At 75.2% G+C, this 22,724-nt stretch carries 19 protein-coding genes; 4 read left to right on the top strand and 15 right to left on the bottom strand.

The window, feature by feature from the left end; genetic code table 11:
* Nucleotides 1-35 precede the first annotated feature (35 nt).
* Entirely contained in the window at nucleotides 36-1,532 is a 1,497-nt protein-coding gene (locus ACK586_RS02320) for a hypothetical protein (RefSeq protein WP_409328829.1), read from the top strand.
* A 206-nt stretch (nucleotides 1,533-1,738) separates the two neighbouring features.
* Here ACK586_RS02320 and ACK586_RS02315 read toward each other — a convergent pair whose 3' ends face one another.
* The 10 genes from ACK586_RS02315 to ACK586_RS02270 all read right to left on the bottom strand — a co-directional run bounded on the left by ACK586_RS02315 (nucleotide 1,739) and on the right by ACK586_RS02270 (nucleotide 13,537).
* Entirely contained in the window at nucleotides 1,739-3,307 is a 1,569-nt protein-coding gene (locus ACK586_RS02315) for a DEAD/DEAH box helicase (RefSeq protein ID WP_409328828.1), read from the bottom strand.
* A 207-nt stretch (nucleotides 3,308-3,514) separates the two neighbouring features.
* Nucleotides 3,515-4,591 (bottom strand): adenosine deaminase, encoded by a 1,077-nt coding sequence (locus tag ACK586_RS02310; protein ID WP_409328827.1) that lies wholly within the window; start codon nucleotides 4,589-4,591, stop codon nucleotides 3,515-3,517.
* Complete coding sequence (locus ACK586_RS02305; protein ID WP_409328826.1) at nucleotides 4,591-5,406, bottom strand: ABC transporter permease; 816 nt, start codon at nucleotides 5,404-5,406, stop codon at nucleotides 4,591-4,593. Before ACK586_RS02305 ends, ACK586_RS02310 begins: the two co-directional genes overlap by 1 nt.
* Entirely contained in the window at nucleotides 5,403-6,308 is a 906-nt protein-coding gene (locus ACK586_RS02300; RefSeq protein ID WP_409328825.1) for an ABC transporter ATP-binding protein, read from the bottom strand. Before ACK586_RS02300 ends, ACK586_RS02305 begins: the two co-directional genes overlap by 4 nt.
* 83 nt (nucleotides 6,309-6,391) lie before the next feature.
* The gene (locus ACK586_RS02295) at nucleotides 6,392-7,675 is read right to left on the bottom strand and encodes a thymidine phosphorylase (protein WP_409328824.1); all 1,284 of its coding nucleotides are present in this window, start codon (nucleotides 7,673-7,675) and stop codon (nucleotides 6,392-6,394) included.
* Nucleotides 7,672-8,085, bottom strand: coding sequence for a cytidine deaminase (locus tag ACK586_RS02290; RefSeq protein WP_409328823.1), 414 nt, complete (start codon nucleotides 8,083-8,085; stop codon nucleotides 7,672-7,674). Before ACK586_RS02290 ends, ACK586_RS02295 begins: the two co-directional genes overlap by 4 nt.
* Nucleotides 8,086-9,369 carry an ABC transporter permease gene (locus ACK586_RS02285; RefSeq protein WP_409328822.1) on the bottom strand — a complete coding sequence of 428 codons (1,284 nt, stop codon included), beginning with the start codon at nucleotides 9,367-9,369 and terminating at the stop codon, nucleotides 8,086-8,088.
* A complete protein-coding gene (locus tag ACK586_RS02280) occupies nucleotides 9,366-10,598 on the bottom strand; it encodes an ABC transporter permease (RefSeq protein ID WP_409328821.1) in 1,233 nt (410 codons plus the stop codon). Before ACK586_RS02280 ends, ACK586_RS02285 begins: the two co-directional genes overlap by 4 nt.
* Complete coding sequence (locus tag ACK586_RS02275; protein WP_409328820.1) at nucleotides 10,595-12,190, bottom strand: ABC transporter ATP-binding protein; 1,596 nt, start codon at nucleotides 12,188-12,190, stop codon at nucleotides 10,595-10,597. The genes ACK586_RS02280 and ACK586_RS02275 overlap by 4 nt, the downstream gene beginning before the upstream one ends.
* A gap of 258 nt (nucleotides 12,191-12,448) precedes the next feature.
* The gene (locus ACK586_RS02270) at nucleotides 12,449-13,537 is read right to left on the bottom strand and encodes a BMP family lipoprotein (RefSeq protein WP_409328819.1); all 1,089 of its coding nucleotides are present in this window, start codon (nucleotides 13,535-13,537) and stop codon (nucleotides 12,449-12,451) included.
* Nucleotides 13,538-13,789: 252 nt separating this feature from the next.
* Here ACK586_RS02270 and ACK586_RS02265 point away from each other — a divergent pair, with 252 nt between their 5' ends.
* Nucleotides 13,790-15,064 (top strand): D-alanyl-D-alanine carboxypeptidase family protein, encoded by a 1,275-nt coding sequence (locus tag ACK586_RS02265; protein ID WP_409328818.1) that lies wholly within the window; start codon nucleotides 13,790-13,792, stop codon nucleotides 15,062-15,064.
* Here the strand turns inward: ACK586_RS02265 and ACK586_RS02260 are convergent.
* The 4 genes from ACK586_RS02260 to hisC all read right to left on the bottom strand — a co-directional run bounded on the left by ACK586_RS02260 (nucleotide 15,012) and on the right by hisC (nucleotide 18,982).
* Nucleotides 15,012-16,034 carry a YihY/virulence factor BrkB family protein gene (locus ACK586_RS02260; protein WP_409328817.1) on the bottom strand — a complete coding sequence of 341 codons (1,023 nt, stop codon included), beginning with the start codon at nucleotides 16,032-16,034 and terminating at the stop codon, nucleotides 15,012-15,014. The genes ACK586_RS02265 and ACK586_RS02260 overlap by 53 nt on opposite strands.
* A 92-nt stretch (nucleotides 16,035-16,126) precedes the next feature.
* Complete coding sequence (locus ACK586_RS02255; protein ID WP_409328816.1) at nucleotides 16,127-16,708, bottom strand: 2'-5' RNA ligase family protein; 582 nt, start codon at nucleotides 16,706-16,708, stop codon at nucleotides 16,127-16,129.
* A complete protein-coding gene (trpS, locus tag ACK586_RS02250; protein ID WP_409328815.1) occupies nucleotides 16,705-17,733 on the bottom strand; it encodes a tryptophan--tRNA ligase in 1,029 nt (342 codons plus the stop codon). The genes ACK586_RS02255 and trpS overlap by 4 nt, the downstream gene beginning before the upstream one ends.
* Before the next feature lie 88 nt (nucleotides 17,734-17,821).
* Complete coding sequence (gene hisC / locus ACK586_RS02245; protein WP_409328814.1) at nucleotides 17,822-18,982, bottom strand: histidinol-phosphate transaminase; 1,161 nt, start codon at nucleotides 18,980-18,982, stop codon at nucleotides 17,822-17,824.
* 76 nt (nucleotides 18,983-19,058) lie between these two features.
* On the opposite strand from hisC, the gene galE reads away from it, so the two are divergent.
* Nucleotides 19,059-20,015: a UDP-glucose 4-epimerase GalE gene (gene galE / locus ACK586_RS02240; protein ID WP_409328813.1), complete on the top strand. Its 957-nt coding sequence runs from the start codon at nucleotides 19,059-19,061 to the stop codon at nucleotides 20,013-20,015.
* A gap of 43 nt (nucleotides 20,016-20,058) precedes the next feature.
* On the opposite strand, the gene ACK586_RS02235 is transcribed toward galE, so the two are convergent.
* A complete protein-coding gene (locus ACK586_RS02235) occupies nucleotides 20,059-21,393 on the bottom strand; it encodes a hemolysin family protein (RefSeq protein ID WP_409328812.1) in 1,335 nt (444 codons plus the stop codon).
* 241 nt (nucleotides 21,394-21,634) lie between these two features.
* Here ACK586_RS02235 and ACK586_RS02230 point away from each other — a divergent pair, with 241 nt between their 5' ends.
* On the top strand, nucleotides 21,635-22,639 hold the full coding sequence (locus ACK586_RS02230) for a CAP domain-containing protein (RefSeq protein ID WP_409328850.1): 1,005 nt from the start codon (nucleotides 21,635-21,637) through the stop codon (nucleotides 22,637-22,639).
* The last annotated feature ends 85 nt before the right edge of the window (nucleotides 22,640-22,724 follow it).

Genomic DNA, 22,724 nt, shown 5'->3' with positions numbered 1-22,724 from the left:
GGGAGACGGGGACCGTCATCCGGCAGGATGGGGTCGTGGCCAGGCCCAGCATCGTCCCCATCGCGCTCACCCTCGACGACCGCACCGGATACACCCTCTGGGCGCCGCCGTGGGAGGAGGACGGCGAGGAGTGGCAGGCGTTCCTGGGCACCACCGGGGACGACAAGGCCATGGTGCACCTCTTCCCCACTCCGGCGAAGCTGGCGGCCTTCTGCCGGACCGCCACCGACCACGACCTCGCCGACCACCCGGTCTGGCCGGTCGTCACCGGCCTGGGGGCCGCGGACCTCACCCCCGACGACGACCACCGCTACGACCTCGACGGCGTCTACGACATCGCCGCGGAGAACCCCGACCGGTGGGCGGTCGAGGAGCTCGCGGTGACGATCGACATCGTCCGCGCCCTGGCCGAGTGCCTGGACACCGGTGACGACGACGAGGACGACGACGAGTTCGCCGGCGACACCCCGGCCGACGACGACCCCGAGTTCGACCCGGACGTCGACGTCGACCGCGACCCGGAGACCGCGCGCAGCTGGCGCGGCGGCGAGTTCCCCTCGCTGGCCGAGCTGGTGTCCCGGCCGGAGGTCGGCTCCCTCGGCCTCGGCGTCGACGCCTTCGCCGGCCGCGCCGGGGAGGACGCCTGGGTCGGCATGGGGTCGGCGCTCGACGAGCTGTGGGAGGACGTCGTCGAGGAGCTGTCGGCGCACCTGGACTGGACCGGCGCCGGCACCGCCTCGCTGGAGGACTACCCGTCGGCGGCCGGGGCGGTCGACGAGGGCGAGGACGCGGACCTCGACGACGAGGACCTCGACGACGAGGCGGACGGGGCGGCCGACGACGAGGCCGGCGCGGCGGACGACCGTTCGGCGGCCGGCCCGGCTGCCGGGGCGACCGCCGCGTCCGCCGCCGTGGCGTCGGGGACCAGCACGATCCGCGGAGGCAGCCGTGTCTCGGCACCCCCGGCGCAGGTGGCCGCCGCGGCGCGCTTCTGGGAGGGCGTCGGCATCCTCCCGGTGGAGCTGGTCGTGCCCGAGGGCGCGGGGCTCACGCTGCGCTGCTACGTCGAGGACGAGGCCCGCTTCCTCGGCCGCTCGGGCGAGATCTACCTCTTCGCCACCCCGGCCGAGCTGACCCGCTTCGTCGCCGGCGACGAGGAGCACGACCTCGTCGGCATCGCCTCGTGGCCGGAGGTCGTCGCCACCGACACCCCGCCGCTGCCGGCCGAGCAGGACCGCTACGACCTCACCGAGCTGGCGGAGGTGCTGGCCGAGGTGGCCGACGGCGCCGCCGGCCTGGTGCAGCACGAGGCCCTGGTGCAGCCGGTGGAGGGCGTCCGCGACGTGGCCGAGTACGCGCGCCTCACCCGCGTCGACGAGCTGCTCACCCCGCCGTCACCGCTGGGCCGCGCGCTGGCCCGCGCCGACCGCGAACCGCAGGCCACCCTCCACGCCGACGACGCCGCCGCGGTGCGCAGCGACTGGGACGAGGTCGTCCGCGAGGTCGGCGGGGCGCTGGTCTTCCGCGACTAGGCACCCGCACCACCCGTTGCGGGTGGAACTCGCGCGCCGGCGGTTCTGCCGGACCATCGAGGCGCGAGGAACACCCGCAACGGCTCCCGGCGTCGACCCAGGCGTTCGTGCGGTCCTCGGCTGCGGTCCCCCGCCCTGACCGCAGGCCGGAACGCCGAACGGCCGGCCCCGGGGATCCGGGACCGGCCGTTCGGCGTGCTGGGTGGTTACTCGGCGACGTGCGAGCCCGGGCGGCGGCCCTGGCCGCGGTAGGAGCTCGACCGGCGCTCGCCGCCGTACGGGCGGTCGCCGTAGGGGCGGTCACCGGAGGGACGCTCGGAGCGGTGCGGGCGCTCCGAGCGCTCGCCGGAGGAGCGCTCGCCGTACGGACGGCGGGGGCGGTCGCCGTCGCGGCGAGGACGGTCGCCGTCGCGGCGAGGACGGTCGCCGTCGCGGCGCGGGCGGCGACCGCCGTGACCGCCGTGCCCGCCGGAGGGACGGCGCGACTCGCGCACCGGCCGCTCCACCGGCTCGACGTGCACGCCGCTCGCGACGAGCTCGGCGATCGGGGCGTCACCCGGGCGGATCCGGCTGACCGCCGGGTCGACCTTGGCCGAGCGGAAGCGCCGCTTGGCCTGGCCGACCTGGTCGGGCAGCAGCAGGGAGACGACCACACCCGCGGCGCCGGCACGGGCGGTGCGGCCCGAGCGGTGCGTGTAGGTCTTGGCGTCGGCCGGCGGGTCGTAGTGCAGGACCAGCGAGACGTCGTCGACGTGGATGCCGCGGGCGGCGACGTCGGTGGCCACCAGCACCGGGCTGCGGGCGTCGGTGAACGCCTCCAGCGCGCGGCGGCGGGCCGACTGCGGCAGGCCGCCGTGGATGGCCTCGGCCTTGATCCCGACCGCCTTGAGGTTCTCGGCCAGCCGGTCGGCGCCGAGCTGGGTGCGGACGAACACGATCGTCCGGCCCGGGCGGGCGGCCAGCTCCTGGGTCACCGGCACCTTGTCGCGGAAGGCGACGCTGTACGCGCGGTGCTCGGCCGGCGGCGCGTCGTCGCCGGCGCGCTTGACCTCGTGGCGGGCCGGGTCCTTGAGGTACCGGCGGATCAGCGAGTCGACCTCGCCGTCCAGCGTCGCCGAGAACAGCAACCGCTGGGCGTCGGGCCGGGTCTGGTCGAGCAGCTCCTGCACGACCGGCAGGAAGCCCAGGTCGGACATGAAGTCGGCCTCGTCGACGATCGAGACCTCGATCTCGTCGAGGGTGACCTCGCCCTGGCCGATCAGGTCCTGCAGCCGGCCCGGCGTGGCGATGACGACGTCGACGCCGCGGCGCATCTGCTGGATCTGCCGGTACATCGAGGCACCGCCGTAGACGGCGGCGACCTGCACACCGAGGGCCTGGCCGAGCGGGGCCAGGTTGTCGTGCACCTGCTGGGCGAGCTCGCGGGTGGGCACGAGCACGAGCCCGCGCGGCGACCGGCGGCCCCGGCCGGCCTCTGCACCGAGGCGGGCGAGCATCGGCAGGCCGAAGGCCAGCGTCTTGCCCGAGCCGGTGGCGGCCTTGCCGAGCACGTCGCGCCCGGCGAGGGCGTCGGGCAGCGCGGAGGCCTGGATGGCGAACGGGTGGCGGATGCCGCGCCGCTCCAGCGCGGTCACCAGCTGCTGGGGCAGGCCCAGCTGGCCGAAGGTGGGCCCCTGCGGCTCGGCCGGGGTCTCGGCGGCAACGGTCTCGAGGACGGCCTCGGGAGCGGGGATCTCAGGGGTGGTCTGGACGTCGACAGCGTCGAACGTGGTCAAGCGTGGGACTCCGATACAGCTCGGGCGCGTCCCGTGGCGAATGCGCGGACACCGGACCGGCGTCCTCACTGGCGATCGCTCACGTCGGTGGACGGTGAGGATCTGCACGGATGCGCTCATGCCCGGACGGACCGTCCGGGAGGATGACCGGCGAGTGCCGGTGCACCCAGGTTAGCAGCGGCCGCCTCCCCGGGATTCCGGTGGTGATCAGGGTCGCAGCGCCGCGTACCCCGGCCGGACGACGTCGGTGAGCAGCCGGTCGCGCTCGGCGTCGTCGAGGAAGGCGGCGGCCAGCGCCCGCTCGGTGACCTGCTGCACGTCGTCCCACCCCCAGCCGAAGGTGGCCGCGACGTCGGCGAGCTCGCTGGTGGCGCTCACCCCGCTCATCAGCCGGTTGTCGGTGTTCACCGTGACGGCGAAGCCGGCCCTGTGCAGCCGGTGGACCGGGTGCGCGGCCAGCGTCGGGTACGCGCCGGTCTGCACGTTGGACGACGGCGCGACCTCCAGCGGCACCTGCTCGTCGAGCACCCGCCGCGCGAGCGGGCCCAGCGGGCCGTCGGCGGGCACCTCGTCGGCGATCCGCACCCCGTGGCCCAGCCGCTGGGCGCGGGCGCCGTCCAGGGCCGCGCGGATGCTCTCCACGCCGGCCGCCTCACCGGCGTGGACGGTGCGGTGCGCGCCGGCCCGGTCGAGCAGCGCGATCGCCGAGGGGTGGCGGTCGGGCGGGAAACCGATCTCCGGGCCGGCGAGGTCGAACCCGACGACGCCGGCGTCGCGGTAGCGGACCACGAGCCCGGCCACCTCGTCCCAGCGGTCGGCCTGCCGCATGGCGCACAGCAGCGCGCCCACGCGGATCGGCGTCCCGGCGGCGGCCGCCTCGGCGCTGCCGGCCGCGAAGCCGTCGAGGATGGCCTCCACGACCGCCTCGATCGGCGTGCCCTGCGCGGTCCCCAGCTCCGGGGCCATACGCACCTCGGCGTAGACGACGCCGTCGGCGGCCAGGTCCAGGGCGCACTCGCGGGCCACCCGCCGGACCGCCTCGGGCCGCTGCATCACGCCGACGGTGTGGGCGAAGGTCTCCAGGTAGCGCACCAGCGAGCCGGAGTCGGCAGCGGCGCGGAACCAGGTGCCGAGCGTCCCGGCGTCCCCGGCCGGCAGGCCGCGGTAGCCCGCCTCGTCGGCGAGCTCGAGCACAGTCTGCGGCCGCAGCCCGCCGTCCAGGTGGTCGTGCAGCAGCACCTTCGGCGCGCGGCGCAGCTGCGCGGCGGTGGGCACGGTCGCCATCAGTCGGTCCCCCGGTCCTGCCAGCGGAAGGTCAGCACGCACAGGACGAGCCCGGCGACGCACCACAGCCCCAGCACGATCGCCACCCGGTCCAGCTCCCAGGAGCCGGCCGGCTCGTCGACGGCGAGCGCGTCGGGGAGGAACACCGACCGGAAGCCCTGCGCCATCCACTTGAGCGGGAACAGCGAGGCGATGGTCTGCATCCAGCTCGGCACCTGGCTGAACTGGAAGAAGACACCGGAGATGAACTGCAGCACCAGCGCGATCGGCGTGACCATCGCCGAGGCCGAGCGGCCGTTACGGGCCAGGCTGGAGACCACGATGCCCAGCAGCGTGCAGGCGGCCGCGCCGAGCAGGGCGACCCAGCCGAAGGTCACCCAGTCGGAGCCGGAGGGCAGCGCGACGTCGTAGAAGACGGCGCCGACCGCCAGGAGGATCAGCACGATCAGCACGGTCGTGACCAGGACCTGCGCGACCTTGCCGACGAAGTACGCGCTGCGCGGCATCGGCGTCCCCATCAGGTGCTTCAGGGTGCCGTCGGAGCGCTCGGTGGCGATCGAGATCGCCATGTTCTGCAGGCTGACGCCGAGGATGCCGGCGGCGACGATGCCGGCCATGAAGTACTGGGTGAACGGGATGCCCAGGCCGATGTCGTAGTCGAGCACCGCGCCGAAGACGACGAGCAGGATCACCGGGAAGGCGAGGCTGAAGACCACCGACTCCCGCTGCCGGAAGAACTCCTTGAGCTCGACCCCGGCGCGGGTCCGGTAGACGGCGCCCAGGCTCGGCAGGGCGCGCTCCGAGGTCACGGTCACGCGGGCTCTCCGATCATCCGCAGGTAGACGTCCTCGAGGGTGGGCCGGGCGACGGCGAGGTCGGGCACCTCGCCGCCGAAGCGGGTGGCGAGCTCGGCCACCAGCCCGGTCGGCGTCTGGGTCTCCGCGTTGCGCCGGACGCCGTCCTCGGTCCAGCTGACGACGGCCGGCGCGCTGCCCCGCCCGCCCAGCGCCGAGGGGACGGCGACCTCGACCAGCCGGCCGCGGGCGATCACGCCCACCCGGTCGGCCAGCGCCTCGGCCTCGTCCAGGTAGTGGGTGGTGAGCAGCATCGTGGTGCCGAGGTCGCGCAGGGAGCGGATCAGCGACCAGAACTGGCGGCGGGCCTCGGGATCGAAGCCGGTGGTCGGCTCGTCGAGGAACAGCAGGGTCGGCCGGCCGACGATGCCCAGGGCCACGTCCAGCCGCCGTCGCTGGCCACCGGACAGCGCCCGGCCGCGGACGCCGGCCTTCTCGGTCAGCCCGACCAGCTCCAGCACCTCGTCGGGGTCGCGCGGGTCGGCGTAGTAGGCGGCCTGCGCGCGCAGCAGCTCGCGGCAGGTCAGCTGGCTGTCGCCGGCACCGGACTGCAGGACGATGCCCAGCTGCGCCTTCCAGCTCCGCCCGCCGGCCGCGGGATCGGTGCCCAGCACCCGCACCTCGCCGGCGTCCCGCCGCCGGAACCCCTCGCAGATCTCCACCGTGGTCGTCTTGCCGGCGCCGTTGGGCCCGAGCAGCGCGAAGATCTCCCCGCGGTGGATGTCCAGGTCCAGCCCGTCGACGGCGGCGGCCGGGCCGTAGCGGCGCACCAGCCCGCGCACGGAGATCGCCGCGTCGGGGTCCAGCGGGGTGGCGGGACGCGGCGTGGTGCTCGTCGCCGGGACCGCGGTCGGACTGCTCACGACTGCCCAGTGTGCTCCGCCCCCCGGCGTGACCGGCGCCATACCCGCTGACCGGAGTGCGAGGAGCGAGGTCTCCTCGCCTCTCACACTCCGGTCACGCGGTCGAGGACGAGGGGCAGCGGGACGTCGTCGGTGTCGACCCCGACCGCGCCCTCCAGCGCCTCCAGCGCCCGCGGGATGCGCGCGGCGTCGTCGGTCTGCAGCTCCAGCAGCGGCTGACCGGCGGTCACCTGCTCCCCCACGGTCGCCGTCCAGGTCACACCGGCGGCCGCCGACACCGGGTCCTCCTTGCGGGCCCGGCCGGCACCCAGCCGCCAGGCGGCCACGCCGAGGGCGTACGCGTCCAGCCGGGTGAGCGTGCCGGTGGCCGGTGCCGTCACCACGTGCCGCTCGGCGGGCCGCGGCAACGGCGCGTCGGGGTCCCCGCCCTGCGCGGCGACCATGCGGCGCCACACGTCCATGGCGCGCCCGTCGGCCAGGGCGTCGGCGGGGTCGACGTCGTCGCGGCCGGCTCCGGCCAGCATCTCCCGCGCCAGGGCGAGGGTCAGCTCGACGAGGTCGGCCGGCCCGCCGCCGGCCAGCACCTCGACCGACTCGGCGACCTCGACGGCGTTGCCCGCGGCGCGACCGAGGGGGCGGTCCATCGCCGTCACCAGCGCCACGGTGCGGACGCCGGCCGCCTCCCCGAGGCCGACCATCGTGCGGGCCAGCTCGGTGGAGGAGGCGACGTCCTTCATGAACGCCCCGGAGCCGGTCTTCACGTCGAGCACCAGCGCGTCGGCGCCCTCGGCGATCTTCTTGCTCATGATCGAGCTGGCGATCAGCGGGATCGACTCGACCGTGCCGGTGACGTCGCGCAGCGCGTAGAGCTTCTTGTCCGCCGGCGCGAGGTCGTTGCCGGCGGCGCACACGACGGCGCCCACCTCGCGCAGCTGGCGCAGGTAGGCCTCCTCGTGCACGTCGGCGCGCCAGCCCGGGATCGCCTCCAGCTTGTCCAGCGTGCCGCCGGTGTGCCCGAGCCCGCGGCCGGACAGCTGCGGCACCGCGACCCCGCAGGCCGCCACCAGGGGCGCCAGCGGCAGCGTCGTCTTGTCCCCGACGCCGCCGGTGGAGTGCTTGTCGGCGGTCGGGCGGCCCAGCGAGGACAGGTCCTTGCGCTCGCCGGAGTCGATCATCGCCTGCGTCCAGACGGCCAGCTCGCCCGGCGTCATGCCCCGGAAGAAGACCGCCATGAGCAGCGCGCTCATCTGCTCGTCGGGCACCTGCCCGGCGGTGTAGGCGCCGATCACCCAGCGGATCTGGTCGGCGGTCAGCTCGACGCCGTCCCGCTTGGCCCGGAGGACGTCGATCGCGTCGAAGGCGGTCACCGCCCGGCCGCCTTCACCAGGTCGTCCGGGCCGAACGCGTCCGGCAGCACCTCGCGCATCGGCACGATGCCCAGCGACACCGTCTCGATGAGCATCTCCGCGCCGCCGTGCTCCCACAGCAGCTGCCGGCAGCGCCCGCAGGGCATGAGCGGCTGCCCGTCGCCGCCGACGCAGGCCACCGCCACCAGCCGGCCCCCGCCGGTGCGGGCCAGGTCGCTGACCATGCCGCACTCGGCGCACAGGCCCAGCCCGTAGGAGGCGTTCTCCACGTTGCAGCCGGTGACCACGCGACCGTCGTCCACCAGCCCGGCGACGCCCACGGGGAACCGCGAGTACGGGGCGTACGCGTGGGTCATCGCCTCGCGCGCCGCGCTGCGCAGCGCGTCCCAGTCGATCCCGGGCGACGTCACCTAGTTCTCCCCTCGCCGGTAGACCAACCCGTCGGCCTTCGGCATCCGTAGTCGTTGAGAGGCCAGCGAGAGCACCAGCAGCGTGATCAGGTGCGGGGTGAAGGACACCAGTCCCGGCGCGAGGACGTCGATGGTGAGGAAGCCCCACAGCGCCGCCGCGGCGAAGGCCAGCGCGAGGCCGGCCTGCCAGTAGCGGGCCCGCCGCAGCTGCACGACCGCGACGACCGCGAGGCCGACCGCGACGATCAGCAGCAGGGCCACCACCGCCGAGCGGCTGCGCAGCTGCAGGGCGTCGGCGAAGCCGAACAGGCCCGCACCGGCGGCCAGCCCGCCGGGCCGCCAGTTCCCGAAGATCAGCGCCGCCAGGCCGATGAACCCGCGCCCGCCGGTCTGCCCCTCGCGGTAGATGCCGGCGATGAACACCAGGAAGACGCCACCGAGGCCGGCCAGCGCCCCGGAGATGACCACGGCGATGTACTTGAGCCGGTACACCGGCACGCCCAGGGAGTCCGCGGCCGCCGGGTTCTCGCCGCACGAGCGCAGCCGCAGGCCGAACGCCGTCCGCCACAGGATCAGGTAGGAGACCGGCACCAGCAGCACGGCGAGCAGCGTGAGCAGGCCGATCCCGCTGGTGACGCCGCGCAGCAGGCCGGCGACGTCGCTCACCAGGAACCAGTGCCGGGACTCCAGCTCACCCAGCCAGTCGGGTCCGGAGGACAGCACCGGCACCGAGAAGCTGGGCGGGCTGCCGGCCAGCGACGGCGACTGGGTCGGCCCACCGCCGGTCCCCTCCGTGAAGACCAGCTCGGAGAGGAACCGGACCACGCCGCCGGCGAGCAGGTTGATCGCCACGCCGGAGACGACGTGGTCGACGCCGAAGCTCACGGTGGCCACCGCGTGCAGCAGGCCCCCGAGCGCACCGAACAGCGTGCCGCAGACGAGGGCGCCCACCCATCCCCACTGCCAGCCGCCGTACCCGGCCCCCCAGGTGCCGAGGATCATCATCCCCTCGAGGCCGATGTTGACCACGCCCGCGCGCTCGGAGAACAGCCCGCCCAGCGCCGCCAGACCGATGGGCACTGCCAGCAGCAGCGCCGCCCCGAGCGTGGAGGACGACGTCAGCGCCACCTCGCCGGAGAGCACCCGGACCACCGAGAACACCGCGACCACGCCGACCGCGAACCACAGGAACCGCCGCTGGCGGCCCCCGCCGAACAGAAGGTCGGTCAGCGGCCCCCGGCTGGGGGCGCCACCGGGCTGGGCGGCCGTCGACACCGTGCTCATCGCGTGCCCCCCTGCTGTGCTCCCTCGGGCGCGCCCGGCACGCCGGTGTACGCGCGGTGCCCGCCGTCGGGTCCGACGTCGGGCGGCAACGGGGTCCCCGTCCCCCCGCCGCCGCCGTCGGGCGGCGCGCCCGAGGCGCGGGCGGCTCCCCGCTCGGCCGAGCGCCGGGCCAGCCGGCGGGCGAGCTCGTTGGCGATGACGACGGCGAGCACGATCGTGCCCTGGATGATCGTGACGACCGACGCCGGGATGTCCTGGAACTGCAGCAGCGGCGCGGCCCGGTCGAGGACGGCGAACAGCAGCGCGGCCAGCGCGATGCCGACCGGCGTGTTCTTGCCCAGCAGCGCGACGGCGATGCCGAGGAAGCCCAGCCCGGTGGTGAACTCGGTGCCGTACTCGTAGTTCGCCCCGAGCAGGTCGGGCATGCCGATGAGGCCGGCGACCGCGCCGGAGAGCAGCATCGTGGTGACCACCATCCGGCGGGTGTCGACGCCGCTGGCGGTGGCCGCCGACGGCGACAGACCGGTCGCGCGCAGGTCGTAGCCGAAGCGGGTGCGGGAGAGGAGCACCGACACCACCACGCCCACGAGCACGGCCACGAGGAGGAACCCGTACAGGTCGCTGCGCGGCTGGGCCAGCCCCAGCGAGGTGAGGATCCCGGTCAGGCCGGGGAACCGGCCCGACTCCGCGATCTCGGCGGTGGTGACGATGCCGGCGCCCTCGGGGCTGCCCCGCAGCGGACCGGTCAGCAGGAAGCCCGCCAGCCCCAGCGCCACGAAGTTGAGCATGATCGAGCTGATGACCTCGCTGACGCCGCGGGTCACCTTGAGCACCGCCACGATGCCGGCCCAGAAGGCGCCGACCAGCATCGCGACCACGATGATGAACAGCACGTGCAGCGGGGCGGGCAGGCTCACCGCGGCGCCGGCCGCGGCCGCCAGGATGGTCGCCAGCCGGTACTGGCCCTCCACGCCGATGTTGAACAGGCCCATCCGGAACGCGATGGAGACCGCCAGCCCGGCGAGGAACAGGGGAACGGCCCGGTTGAGGATGACGACGATCGACTGGACCTGCGCCGACGGCGTCTCGCCCAGGTTCGTGATGACCTCGAGCGCGGTGAACGGGTTCTCCCCGATGGCCACGATGACCAGGCCGGAGATGAGCAGGGCCACGACCAGCGCGAGCGCCGGCCCGAGCAGCGCCAGCCCGGCGCGGCGGAGGGGGCTCACGCCGCACCCGCCGCGGTCCGGGCGCCGGTCATGTACCCGCCGAGCTCCTCGGGGGTGACCCGGGTCGGGTCGACGGTGGCCACGAGTCGGCCGCGCAGCATGACGTGCAGGGTGTCGGACAGGCCGATGAGCTCGTCGAGGTCGGCCGAGACGAGCACGATGCCCAGCCCCTCGGCGCGGGCGTCCTTGAGCAGCTCCCAGATGACGGCCTGCGCGCCGACGTCCACCCCGCGGGTGGGATGGGCGGCGAGCAGCAGCCGCGGGGCGGCGCTCATCTCCCGGCCGACGATCAGCTTCTGCTGGTTGCCACCGGACAGGGCGACGGCGAGGGTGTCGGGCCCGGGCGCCCGGACGTCGTACTCGCGCATGATCCGCTCGGTGTCGGCGCGCGCGCCGCGGCGGTCGATGAAGGGCCCCTTGACCGCCGGCGGGCGGGTCTGGTGGCCGAGGATGCGGTTCTCCCACAGCGGTGCGTCGAGCAGCATGCCCTGGCGGTGGCGGTCCTCGGGGATGAGGCCGATACCGGCCTCCCGGCGGGTGCGGGTGGTCCACGCGCTGATGTCGTCGGTCCCCAGCGCGAGCGTGCCGGCGGCCAGCGGGCGCAGACCCATGATCGCCTCGACGAGCTCGGCCTGACCGTTGCCCTCGACGCCGGCGATCCCCACGACCTCGCCCTCGCGGACGGTCAGGTCGACGTCGTCGACGACGCTGCGGCCGGCGGCGTCGTGCACGGTGACGCCCGACAGCCCCAGGACGACGGTCTCGCGGACGGTGGACTCGCGGGTGGCGGGGGTGGGCAGCTGCGTCCCGACCATCATCTCGGCCAGTTCCTTGACCGTCGTCGTGCGCGGGTCGGCCTCGCCGACCGTGGTGCCGCGCCGGATGACGGTGATCGAGTCGGCGACGCGGCGCACCTCGTCGAGCTTGTGGGAGATGAAGATGACGGTCAGGCCCTCGCGCTTGAGCTCGGCGAGGTTCCGGAACAGCTCGTCGACCTCCTGCGGGACCAGCACCGCGGTCGGCTCGTCGAGGATGAGCGTGCGGGCCCCGCGGTAGAGCACCTTGGCGATCTCGACGCGCTGCCGGTCGCCGACGCCGAGGTCCTCGACGTGGGCGTCGGGGTCGAGGCCGAGGCTGTACCGGGCCGAGATCTCGTTGATCCGCCGCCGGGCCTCGGCCCTGTCCAGGCGCCCGCGGCGCGTCGGCTCGCTGCCCAGGACGATGTTCTCCAGGACCGTGAAGTAGTCGGCCAGCATGAAGTGCTGGTGCACCATGCCGATGCCGGCCTCGATGGCGTCCGACGGGCTGCGGAAGGTGACCTCCCGGCCGTCGACGGCGATGGTCCCCTCGTCCGGTCGGTGCATCCCGTAGAGCGTCTTCATCAGCGTCGACTTGCCGGCGCCGTTCTCCCCGACGATGGCGTGCACCTCGCCGCGCCGGACCCGCAGCTCGATGTCGCGGTTGGCCACCACGCCCGGGAAGCGCTTGGTGATCCCCCGCAGCTCGACGGCGAGCGGGACGCCGCCCGGGTCGGTTCCCCCGCGGCGGGCGCCCCCGGGGTCGGTGTCCCCGGTGGGACCGGCTGTGGCCATGGGCCCTCTCCTCGCTGCGGCCCCGGGTGTCGGGGCCGGTCGTCCTGGTCGACGGCCTCGGGCCGGCCGGAGCGGGGTCGCCCGCGCCGGCCGGTCCCCCCGCCCGGTCCGGGCGGGGCACCGCCGCATGATGTCGCACCCGCGTCCCGCCTCGCCCGCGGTGGGGCCGGGCCGGACACGGCGGCGGGCCCGGGGGTGTGCCCCGGGCCCGCCGTCGTGCCTCGCCTGCGCTCGCGCGCGTCAGGTCCGCGCGTCAGGTCACGGAGTGGTCGGGACCGTGATCTCGCCGCTGACGATCTGCTGGCGGTACTCGTCGATCTGACCCTGGATGTCGTCGATCTGGCCACCGCTGGTGGACAGGCCCACGCCGTCGCTCTCCAGGTCGTAGACGACGTCCGAGCCGCCCTGCAGGTCGCCGGAGACGAAGTCGCCGAGGAACGCCTGGACACCGTTGTCGACCCGCTTGAGCATCGAGGTCATGATCACGGCCTGCTGCGCCGGGTCGTCGACCGTCTCGTACTGGTCGGAGTCGACACCGATGGCCAGCTGCCCGGCGGCGACCGCCGCCTGGAACACGCCGGTGCCCGAGCCGCCGGCCGCGTGGTAGACGATGTCGGCGCCGGCGTCGTACATGCCCTGGGCGAGGATCTGACCGCGGGCCGGGTCGTTGAACCCGGAGAAGTCCCCGGCCGGCGAGATGTACTGGCTGTTGATCACGATGTCGGGGTTGACCGCACGGGCACCTGCCTCGTAGCCGGCCTGGAACTTCTGGATCAGCGGCGACTCGACGCCGCCGACGAAACCGATCTGACCGGTCTCGCTCTTCAGCGCGGCCGCGACGCCGGCCAGGAAGGACCCCTGCTCCTCGGCGAACAGGATGCCGGTCAGGTTGTCGGCACCCAGCTCGGCGACCGAGGAGTCGATGATCGCGAAGGTCGTGTCCGGGAAGTCCTCGGCCACCTCGCCGATGGTGTCGCCGTAGGCGAAGCCCACCGCGATGACCGGGTCGTACCCCTGCTCGGCGAGGGTGGCGAGACCCTCGACGCGGTCGGACCCGCTGTCGTTCGGGCTGAACTCCTGCACCTCGCCGCCGAACTCGTCGATGGCGGCCTGCACACCCGCGTACGCGGAGTCGTTGAACGAGCGGTCCCCCCGGCCGCCGGTGTCGTAGGCCAGGCCGATGCGGAGCTCGTCACCGCCACCGCCACCGCCGCCACCGCCGCCACCGCCGCCGCCGCCGTTGCCGCCCTCGTCCTCGTCGCTGGCACAACCGACCAGCGCGAGGCTGCCGGCCAGCAGCAGCGCCGTCGCCCGAAAGCCGGCCTTCCTCATCCGCGCTCCGCGCACGACGTCTCTCCTCCTCTTGGGGACCGCACCCGGTGTCGCCGGGCGCGGCCCGGTGGGCTCACCCGCCGCCGTGCGTCCTCCCCGGCGGTGAGCCGGCTCGGCCGCCGACGGCGACGGGGGGAAAGCTACCCGCGGGTACCGCCCGGCCCCCAGGGGCGAGCGGCGGATAGAGACGCGATCGTTGCCGACGCCGGTGGCGCGTGTGCCGGGTCACCGGCCCGGTCACCTGCCGGCCGGGCTAGCGTCGGCGCCGTGCGAGGGCGCGGGTGGCGACGGCGGGCCGCTGCGGTGCTCGCTGCGGGAGTGGTACTGCTCACCGGGTCCGGCCCGGCGGCGGCCGATCCGGCACGGCCGACGGCCGACCCCGGAGCGCCCACGCCGACCGCCCCGTACCCGGGTCTCCCGCCCCAGGGCAGCGCGCCCGGCGGCGGCACCGTGGGCGGCGAGGACCTGGACACCCGGGACGTCGTCGTCGCCGACGGCACGCCGCCGCTGCCCGAGGGGATCGTCGCCCGCGGCTGGCTGGTCGCCGACGCCCTCTCCGGAGAGGTGCTCGCCGCGCGCGACCCGCACGGCCGCTACTACCCGGCCAGCACCCTCAAGGCGCTGACCCTGCTCACCCTGGCGCCGCTGCTCGACCCGGCGCAGGTGGTGGAGGGGACCGTCGAGGACGAGCAGGTGGAGGGCAGCCGGGTGGGGCTGGTCGCCGGCGGCCGGTACCCGGTGTCGCTGCTGTTCGTGGCCATGGTCCTGCAGTCGGGCAACGACGCGGCCAACGCGCTGGCCCGCGCGGCCGGCGGGGTCGACCGCACGCTGGCGGCGATGAACGCCACGGCGGAGCAGATCGGTGCCTTCGACACCGTCGCCGGGACGCCGTCGGGCCTGGACGTCGCCGGGCAGTCCTCCTCCCCCTACGACCTGGCCCTGGTCTTCCGCCGGCTGGTCGCCGACCCGGTCACCGCCGCGATCCTGGTCGCCCCCACCGCGCAGATGCCGCCGGTCGAGGGCCGCTCCCCCGGCTACCAGATCCAGAACCAGAACCCGCTGAGCGGCTACCCGGGCGGCCTCGGCGGCAAGACCGGCTTCACCGACGCGGCGCGGCACACCTTCGTGACCGCGGCCGAGCGCGACGGCCGCCGCCTGGTGGTCAGCGTCATGGGCACCGAGAACCTGCCGCTGCGCGCCGCCGACCAGGCCGCACTGCTGCTGGACTGGGGCTTCGGCACCGACCCGGGCACCGGCGGCGTGGGCCGGCTGGTCGACTCCGGCGCCGAGGCCCGCGCGACCGCGGAGCCGGCGGCGGCGGGGACGACGACCCCGGCCGCCACGTCCGCGCCACCGGCCGGCCCGCTGCCGGCCGCCGCCGCGACGGACGGCGAGCAGAGCGGCGGGGCGCCGGCGGTGGTGGGCGGCGTGCTCGTCGTGGCCGCGGCAGGGGTCGTCGTCGCCACGGTGGTCGGCCGGCGCCGCGCGGTCAGGCGTCCGCCGGCGCGAAGCGGCGCAGGGTCGCCGTCCACGCGGCGGTGAAGAAGGCGTACCGGAAGACGACGTTGATCCACACCAGGACGCCGACCGCCCCACCGAGCGCCGACGCCGTGACGCTGTCGCCGATCAGCGACAGGTAGAAGCTGCCCACCACCTTCAGCAGCTCGAAGCCGACGGCGCCGAACAGCGCGCCCGGCCACAGGTCGCGCAGCCGGTGCGGGCTGGCGGACACGACCTTGAGCAGCCAGAGGAAGACGACGACGTCGCTGCCCAGGGCCAGGAGCAGGCCCACGACGGTGGCCAGGAGCGACAGCCCCGCGACGTCGTCGAGGCCGATCAGCTGGAGGGTCCAGGTGGTGGCGGTGGTCGCGACGCCGGTCAGGGCCAGGCTCAGCAGGCCGACGGCGCCGAGGAGCACGAGCGCCAGGAGGTCCTGGAGGTTGTCCCGCAGGAACTCGGGCTCGTCGACCCGGCCCTTCCAGATCAGCTCCATCCCGACCCGCAGCTTGTCCATCACCCGGAGACCGGCGTAGAGGAACCCGACCAGGCCGATGACCCCGACCACGCCGGCGGCCCCGACCGCGCTCTGCAGCTCCTCGACGATGCTCTCGCCGGTCGCCCCGGGGAACGCCTCGCGGATGGCGTCGTAGAGCTCGCGCTGCAGCAGCGCGTCACCGGCGAGGACCAGCCCGATGACCGAGGCGACCAGCAGCAGCACGGGGAAGAGGCCGAGGAAGGCGTAGTAGGTGACGCCCGCGGCCAGCAGGCTGCCCTGGCTGCGCTGGTAGCGGCCGCCGGCCCGGGCGAGGTGGTCGAACCAGGCCCAGCGGCGGCGCAGCCCGTCGAGGCCCACCTCGCCGCGCTCCCAGGCCTGCCCGACCCAGGCGAACCGGCCCGCCGGCCGGTTCGCCCCGCCGGGCGGGCCGGCGCCGTCGTCGCCGTCGGACCCCCCGGCCCCGGCGGACCCGCCGGGAGGGCCGGCCTGCTCGGGCCGGGCACGGGTCGCGCTCACCGGGCCCAGTCTGCTAGCTGCGACCGGCGGCAGCGACTTCCGCCGGGACCGCGACGGGCGACCTCACCCGCCGGGCGGAGCGGGCGGACGGGCTACGGGCGCGGGCCGGTGAGGGGGTACTCGCGCGCCACCACCCAGGCCCCCGAGGACGCCTGCTCGAACTCGGTGAAGTGCTCGACGCGGAACTCCGCGGACAGGTCGGCCAGGGCGCTGTAGGCCAGGTCGAGCATGTCCGGGGAGACGTCGTGGGCGACCGTGACGTGCGGGTGGTACGGGTAGGTCAGCGGCCGGCCCAGGGGGCCGTTGCGCACGTCGTCGGCCAGCAGCTCGCAGGAGCCGATGCCGCGGGCCACCGCCACGAACACCACCTCCGAGACCGGCGAGAAGGTGCCGGTGCCCGCCAGGTGCATGTCGAACGGCGGGTGCCGCCGCGCGACCGCGGCCAGGTGCTCGCTGACCCCGGACCGGTCGGCGGCGAGCACCTCGGTGGGGGGCAGCAGGGTCACGTGCGGCGGCACCAGGCCGGCCTGGGGGTCGCCGCACTTGGCCCGCCAGTCGGTGAGCAGCTGCGCCCACGGCTCGGGGATCGCGACGACGATGCCCACGACCGCCGTCTCCGGGCGCGGGCGGCTGCGCGGGACGAAGGTGTCGTCGTGCTGGGGTGGCCGGGTCATGCGCGCGGACCCGCCGGTGGGAGGAACCCGACGCGGTCGTACGCCGCGGCCACCGTCTGCGCGGCCACCTCGCGGGCCCGGGAGGCGCCGGCGGCGAGCACCCGCTCGAGCTCGGCCCGGTCACCGAGCAGCTCCTGGGTGCGCTCGCGGACCGGGGTGACGAAGTCGACGACGACCTCGGCGAGCTCCTTCTTCAGGTCCCCGTAGCCGCGGCCGGCGAACTGCTCCTCCAGCGTCGCGACCGGGGTGCCCGACAGCGCGCTGTGCATGGTCAGCAGGTTCGTGACCCCGGGCTTGCCCACCGGGTCGGCGACGATCTCGCGGCCGGTGTCGGTGACGGCGGAGCGGATCTTCTTCGCCGTCACCTTCGGGTCGTCGAGGAGCAGCACGCAGCCGGCCGGCGGCAGGCTCTTGCTCATCTTCTTCTCCGGCGACTGCAGGTCCATGATCCGCGCGCCGCCGGCGGGGATCAGCGTCTCGGGCACGGTGAACGTGTCGCCGAAGCGGCCGTTGAACCGGATCGCCAGGTCCCGGGTGAGCTCGAGGTGCTGGCGCTGGTCCTCGCCCACGGGGACCTGGTCGGCCTGGTACACGAGGATGTCGGCGGCCTGCAGGACCGGGTAGGTGAACAGGCCCACCGACGCGCCGGCGGTGCCCTCCCGCTGGCTCTTGTCCTTGAACTGGGTCATCCGGCTGGCCTCGCCGAAGCCGGTGAGGCACTCCAGGACCCACGACAGCTGCAGGTGCTCGGGGACGTGGCTCTGCACGAACAGCGAGCTGCGGCCCGGGTCGACGCCGAGGGCGATCAGCTGGGCGGCCGAGGCCAGGGTGTTGCGGCGCAGCTCGGCGGGGTCCTGCGGCAGCGTGATGGCGTGCAGGTCGACGACGCAGTAGAACGCCTCGGTGGTCTCCTGCAGCGCGACCCACTGGCGCAGCGCTCCGAGGTGGTTGCCGAGGTGGAACGACCCCGCTGTCGGCTGGATGCCGGAGAGCACACGGGGCAGCGACGTGGGGGACGGTGGCACGTCGGCCATCAAACCAGCCCGGAGCCGGGCCCGGGTTGCCCCTCCCGCATCGGCCGGCGAAGTGCGAGGCCGCGGCGGGCGAGCCCGGTCAGCCGGTCGGCGTGGCGGCCGGCACCGCGGGAACCTCCTGGGCCTCGCCCGGGCCGGTGCTCCGGCCGAGGACCTCGCCGAGGGCTGCGAGCGCGAGGTCGTCCTCCTCGGGGGTGCCGACGGTGACGCGGATCCCCTCGCCGGCGAACGGGCGGGTGATGACCCCGCGTGCCTCCAGCGCCGCGGCGAGCTCCGCCGTCCGTCCGGCGGTGGGCAACCAGACGAAGTTGGCCTGGCTGTCGGGCACGTCCAGGCCCAGGCCCCGCAGCCCGGCGGTCAGCCGGTCGCGCTCGGCGACGACCGCGGCGACCCGGCGGCGCACCTCGTCCTCGCTGGCCAGCGCGGCGACCGCGGCGGCCTGGGCGAGCATCGAGACGCTGAACGGCACGTGCGTGCGCCGGACGGCGTCGGCGACGGCGGGATCCTCGGCGACCAGGTACCCCACCCGCAGGCCCGCCAGCCCCCAGGCCTTGGAGAAGGTGCGCAGCACCGCCACGTTCGGCCGTCCGCGCATCACCTCGATGCCGTCGGGGACGTCGGGGTCGGTGACGAACTCCCGGTAGGCCTCGTCGAGCACGACGAGGGTGTCGGCGGGCACCGCGTCGAGGAACCGCTCGAGCGCGTCCCGGCCGACGGCGGTGCCGGTCGGGTTGTTCGGGTTGCAGACGAAGACCAGCCGGGTGTCGGCGTCGACCGCGGCGGCCAGCGCCTCGAGGTCGTGGGTGTCGGCCGGTCCACCCGGCCGCCCCGGCACCAGCGGCACCGGGACCGACCGGGCGCCCGCCACCTGGGCCAGCAGCGGGTACATCTCGAAGCTGCGCCAGGCGAAGGCGATCGCGCTGCCCGGGTCGTTGTAGGCCTGGGCGAGCTGCTGGCACAGCATCACCGCGCCGCAGCCCGGAACGACCTGCGCGGGGTCGACGCCGTAGCGGCCGGCGAGGGCCTCGGTGAGGACGACGGCGCCGTTGTCGGGGTAGCGGTTGGTCTCCGCGGCCGCGGTGCTCAGCGCCTCGACGACCGCGGGCAGCGGGGGGAAGGCCACCTCGTTGCTGGCCAGCTTGACCGCGCGGGCCACCCCGAGCTCGCGCGCGAGGTCCGCCGGGTTCCGCCCGGGCCGGTAGGCCGGCAGGGACCGCACCGCCGGGCGTGCGCTGACCACGTCGTCCGTCCTCCCGAGGGCGGACCCGCCCCGGTGGGTCGGGTGCGTCCGCTCCGCCGTCCCTAGGGTGGGTCCCATGCGCGTTCTGGTCGCCGGCGGCGCCGGCTACATCGGCAGCGTAGTCACCGCCGCCCTCCTGGAGGCCGGGCACGAGGTGACCGTGCTCGACGACCTGTCCACGGGCCACGCCGACGCGGTCCCGCCCGGCGCCCGGCTCGTGACGGCCTCGTTGCAGGACTCGGCGCCGGTGCTGGCCGAGGTCCGGCCCGAGGCGGTGCTGCACTTCGCCGCCAAGAGCCTGGTCGGCGAGTCGCAGGTCCGGCCGGAGACCTACTGGGAGACCAACGTCGGTGGCTCGCTGGCCCTGCTCGAGGCCATGCGGGCCGCCGACTGCCGGCGGATCGTCTTCTCCTCGACCGCGGCCACCTACGGCGAGCCGGAGCAGGTGCCGATCCCGGAGGACGCGCCGACCCGGCCGACCAACACCTACGGCGCCACCAAGCTCGCCGTCGACGCGATGCTGACCTCGTACGCGACCGCGTACGGCTTCGCCGCGGTGAGCCTGCGCTACTTCAACGTGGCGGGAGCCGCCTACGGCCTGGGCGAGCGGCACACCACCGAGACCCACCTCATCCCGATCGCGCTGCAGGTGGCGGCCGGTCAGCGGGAGGTGATGACGGTGTACGGCGAGGACTACCCGACGCCCGACGGCACGTGCATCCGCGACTACATCCACGTCCAGGACCTGTCCGACGCCCACCTGCTGGCGCTCACCGCACCGCAGCCGGGCGAGCACCGCATCTACAACCTCGGCAACGGCACGGGTTTCTCGGTCCAGCAGGTGGTCGACGCCGTCCGGGAGGTCACCGGACACCCGGTGCCGGTCGAGGTCGGGCAGCGGCGCGCCGGTGACCCGGCGCAACTGGTGGCCGGCAGCGACCGCATCCGGGCCGACCTGGGCTGGGCACCGCGGCACACCGACCTGGCCGGCATCGTCCGCGACGCCTGGCAGGTCGCGCAGGCCCGCCGCTGACCGCCTCCCGCAGGGCTCGGGGCGGTGCTCTGCAGAGCGGCCGCTAGGCCGGGCCCGCCGCGCTCTCCACCGACTCGGGGTCGGGCGCGGGCGGTGCCGGGCGGGTGACCGACAGGCGCGCGATCCGCCGCCCGTCGAGCTCGACCACGCTCATCCGGCGGCCTTCGACCTCGATGACGTCGCCCACCTCCGGCAGCCGGCCGAGCTCGGCCAGGACGAAGCCGGCGACCGTCTCGTAGGGGCCCTCCGCCAGCCGCAGCCCGGTCACCTCGGCGAAGTCGTCGAGGTTGAGCAGGCCGTCGACGTCCTGGGGGCCGCCGGGCACCGCAGCGGGTCCCGGGGCGACCTCCTCGTCGTACTCGTCGTAGATCTCCCCGATGACCTCCTCGATGAGGTCCTCGAGGGTGACGATGCCGTCGGTGCCGCCGTACTCGTCGACCACGATCGCCAGGTGCTGGTTCTCCCGGCGCATGCCGGACAGCGCGGTGAGCACGCCGGCGGTACCGGGCAGCCGCTTCACCTCGCGGGCCAGGTCGCCGACGGTCGCCGCACGCCCGGCGGGGTGGTTGGGCAGCAGCAGGTCGCGGATGTGCACGAAGCCGACGACGTCGTCCTGGTCGCGGCCGACGACCGGGAAGCGGGACCGGCTGCTGTCGGCGACCTGCCGGGCCGCCCGGCTCGCGGTCAGCGACGCGTCGAGGAAGTCGACCTCCGTCCGCGGCGTCATGACCTCGCGGACCTCCCGGTCTCCGGCGCGGAAGACCTCGCCGATGAGCTGCCGCTCGTCGCTGCTCAGCGACTCGTGCGCGGCCACCAGGTCGCGCAGCTCCTCCTGGCTGATCTCCTCACCGCTCGCCTTCGGGTCGCCACCGAGCAGGCGGACCAGCAGGTTGGTCGACCGGGACAGCAGCCAGATGACCGGGCGGAACGCCGTGGCGACGCCGTTGAGCGGCGCGGCGACGAGCAGGGAGAAGCCCTCGGCCCGCTGCAGCGCCAGGCGTTTGGGGGTCAGTTCGCCGACGACCAGGGACAGGTAGCTGATCGCGATCGTCACCAGGATCAGCGCGAGCGTGCCGGCCAGCCCGGGCGAGAGGCCGCGCTCCTGGAGCACGTCGGCCAGCGGCTGGGACAGCGTGCTGGCCCCGAAGGCGGCGGAGAAGAAGCCGGCGAGGGTGACACCCACCTGGACGGCGGCGAGGAACCGGTTGGGGTCCTTGAGCAGCCGGGCCACGGCCGCGCCGCGCCGGCCGCCGGACTCGGTCATCCCCCGCACCTGCGACTCGCGCAGGGAGACCAGGGCGATCTCCGCCCCGGCGAAGAAGCCGCCGATCAGGACGAAGACGACGACCATGAGGATGTTGAGCCAGACGTCGCTCACCGGCGGCGTGCTCCTGTCGGTTCGGTTCGGGTTCGGCGGTCGTGCGGTACGGCGGTCGTGCGGTGCGGCTCCATGCTGCCTGCCCCGCCCGACGATGCCCACCGGGCACCCACCCGGACGGACCACGGGCCAGCGGGGGGCGGCTGACCTCGGTGGCTTTTCGTGACGGACCGATCACGTCTAGTCTCCGGTAAAGCACATCCGTGTCATCTGCAACTCGTGAGGACCCCTCGTGCACCACATGACCACCGGCCCGGGGCCGCTGACCCGGCTCACGGCGTTCCTGCGCCGACGGGCCGCCCTGCTGTCGGGAGCCGGCGTCTGCGCGGCGGTGGCCGCGGTCGTGCTCGCCGTCCTGGTCGTCCCCGGCGCCGGCACCCCGGCCGACGGCACCGTGACGGTCGACGCCTCGACCGACCTGGAGCCCGGCGGCGCGGACCTCGAGTCGGGCACGGTCCGGCTGGACGTGGACGGCGAGCCGGACGGCGCCCCTCCCCCGCCCGAGCCGGCCCCGCCCGGGACGACGGCGGCCGGCACGACGCCGCCCGGCGGCACCACCGGGCCGGGCAGCGCCACCGCCCCAGGGTCGGGCGCGACACCGCCCGGCACGACGCCGCCCGGCACGACACGGCCCGGCACGACCTCCCCCGGCACGACCTCCCCCGGCACACCCGGCGGCACCCCGGGCAGCACCGGGCCGGGCACCCCGCCGGCCACCGGCAGCTCGCCGTCGGGCAGCAGCTCGCCGTCCGGCAGCAGCACGCCGCCCGGCAGCAGCACCCCGTCCGGCAGCAGCACGCCGTCGGCGGCAGGGACGCCGACCGCGCCGGCGCCGGCCGGCACGCCGGCTCCCGCAGCGGCGGCCCCGGCACCGGCAGGGCCGGCCGAGCAGCAGGTCCTCGCGCTGGTCAACCAGCAGCGGGCGGCCGCCGGCTGCGGGGCCCTCGTGGCCGACCCGGGACTGGCCGCCCTCGCCCGGGCGCACAGCGCCGACATGCGCGACCGCGGCTTCTTCGACCACACCGACCCCGACGGCCGGGACCCGTTCGAGCGGGCGGCCGCGGCCGGGACCTCCGCCCGGGCGGAGAACATCGCCCGGGGCCAGTCCGACGCCGCCGCGGTCATGGCGGCCTGGATGACCAGCCCGGGCCACCGGGCGAACATCCTGGACTGCGACCTGACCCGGCTCGGGGTCGGGATCGCCGAGGGCCCGGGCGGCCCGTGGTGGACCCAGGTGTTCGGCTGAGCTGAACCCGGATCCCCGGAGCCGGGACGCGCGCCGGCCCCCTCACCCGGGAGGTGAGGGGGCCGGCGTCCGGCCCCCTCCGGAG

This window comes from Trujillonella humicola, assembly GCF_046233715.1.
GTDB lineage: Bacteria > Actinomycetota > Actinomycetes > Mycobacteriales > Geodermatophilaceae > Trujillonella > Trujillonella humicola.
This window is presented reverse-complemented; position numbering and strand designations above follow the sequence as displayed.

Coding starts and splice junctions, on each gene's coding strand:
- ACK586_RS02255 (WP_409328816.1), bottom strand. CDS start 16,708: ATGACCCGGCCACCCCAGCACGACGACACCTTCGTCCCGCGCAGCCGC.
- ACK586_RS02310 (WP_409328827.1), bottom strand. CDS start 4,591: ATGGCGACCGTGCCCACCGCCGCGCAGCTGCGCCGCGCGCCGAAGGTG.
- ACK586_RS02275 (WP_409328820.1), bottom strand. CDS start 12,190: ATGGCCACAGCCGGTCCCACCGGGGACACCGACCCCGGGGGCGCCCGC.
- ACK586_RS02285 (WP_409328822.1), bottom strand. CDS start 9,369: ATGAGCACGGTGTCGACGGCCGCCCAGCCCGGTGGCGCCCCCAGCCGG.
- galE (WP_409328813.1), top strand. CDS start 19,059: ATGCGCGTTCTGGTCGCCGGCGGCGCCGGCTACATCGGCAGCGTAGTC.
- ACK586_RS02230 (WP_409328850.1), top strand. CDS start 21,635: ATGACCACCGGCCCGGGGCCGCTGACCCGGCTCACGGCGTTCCTGCGC.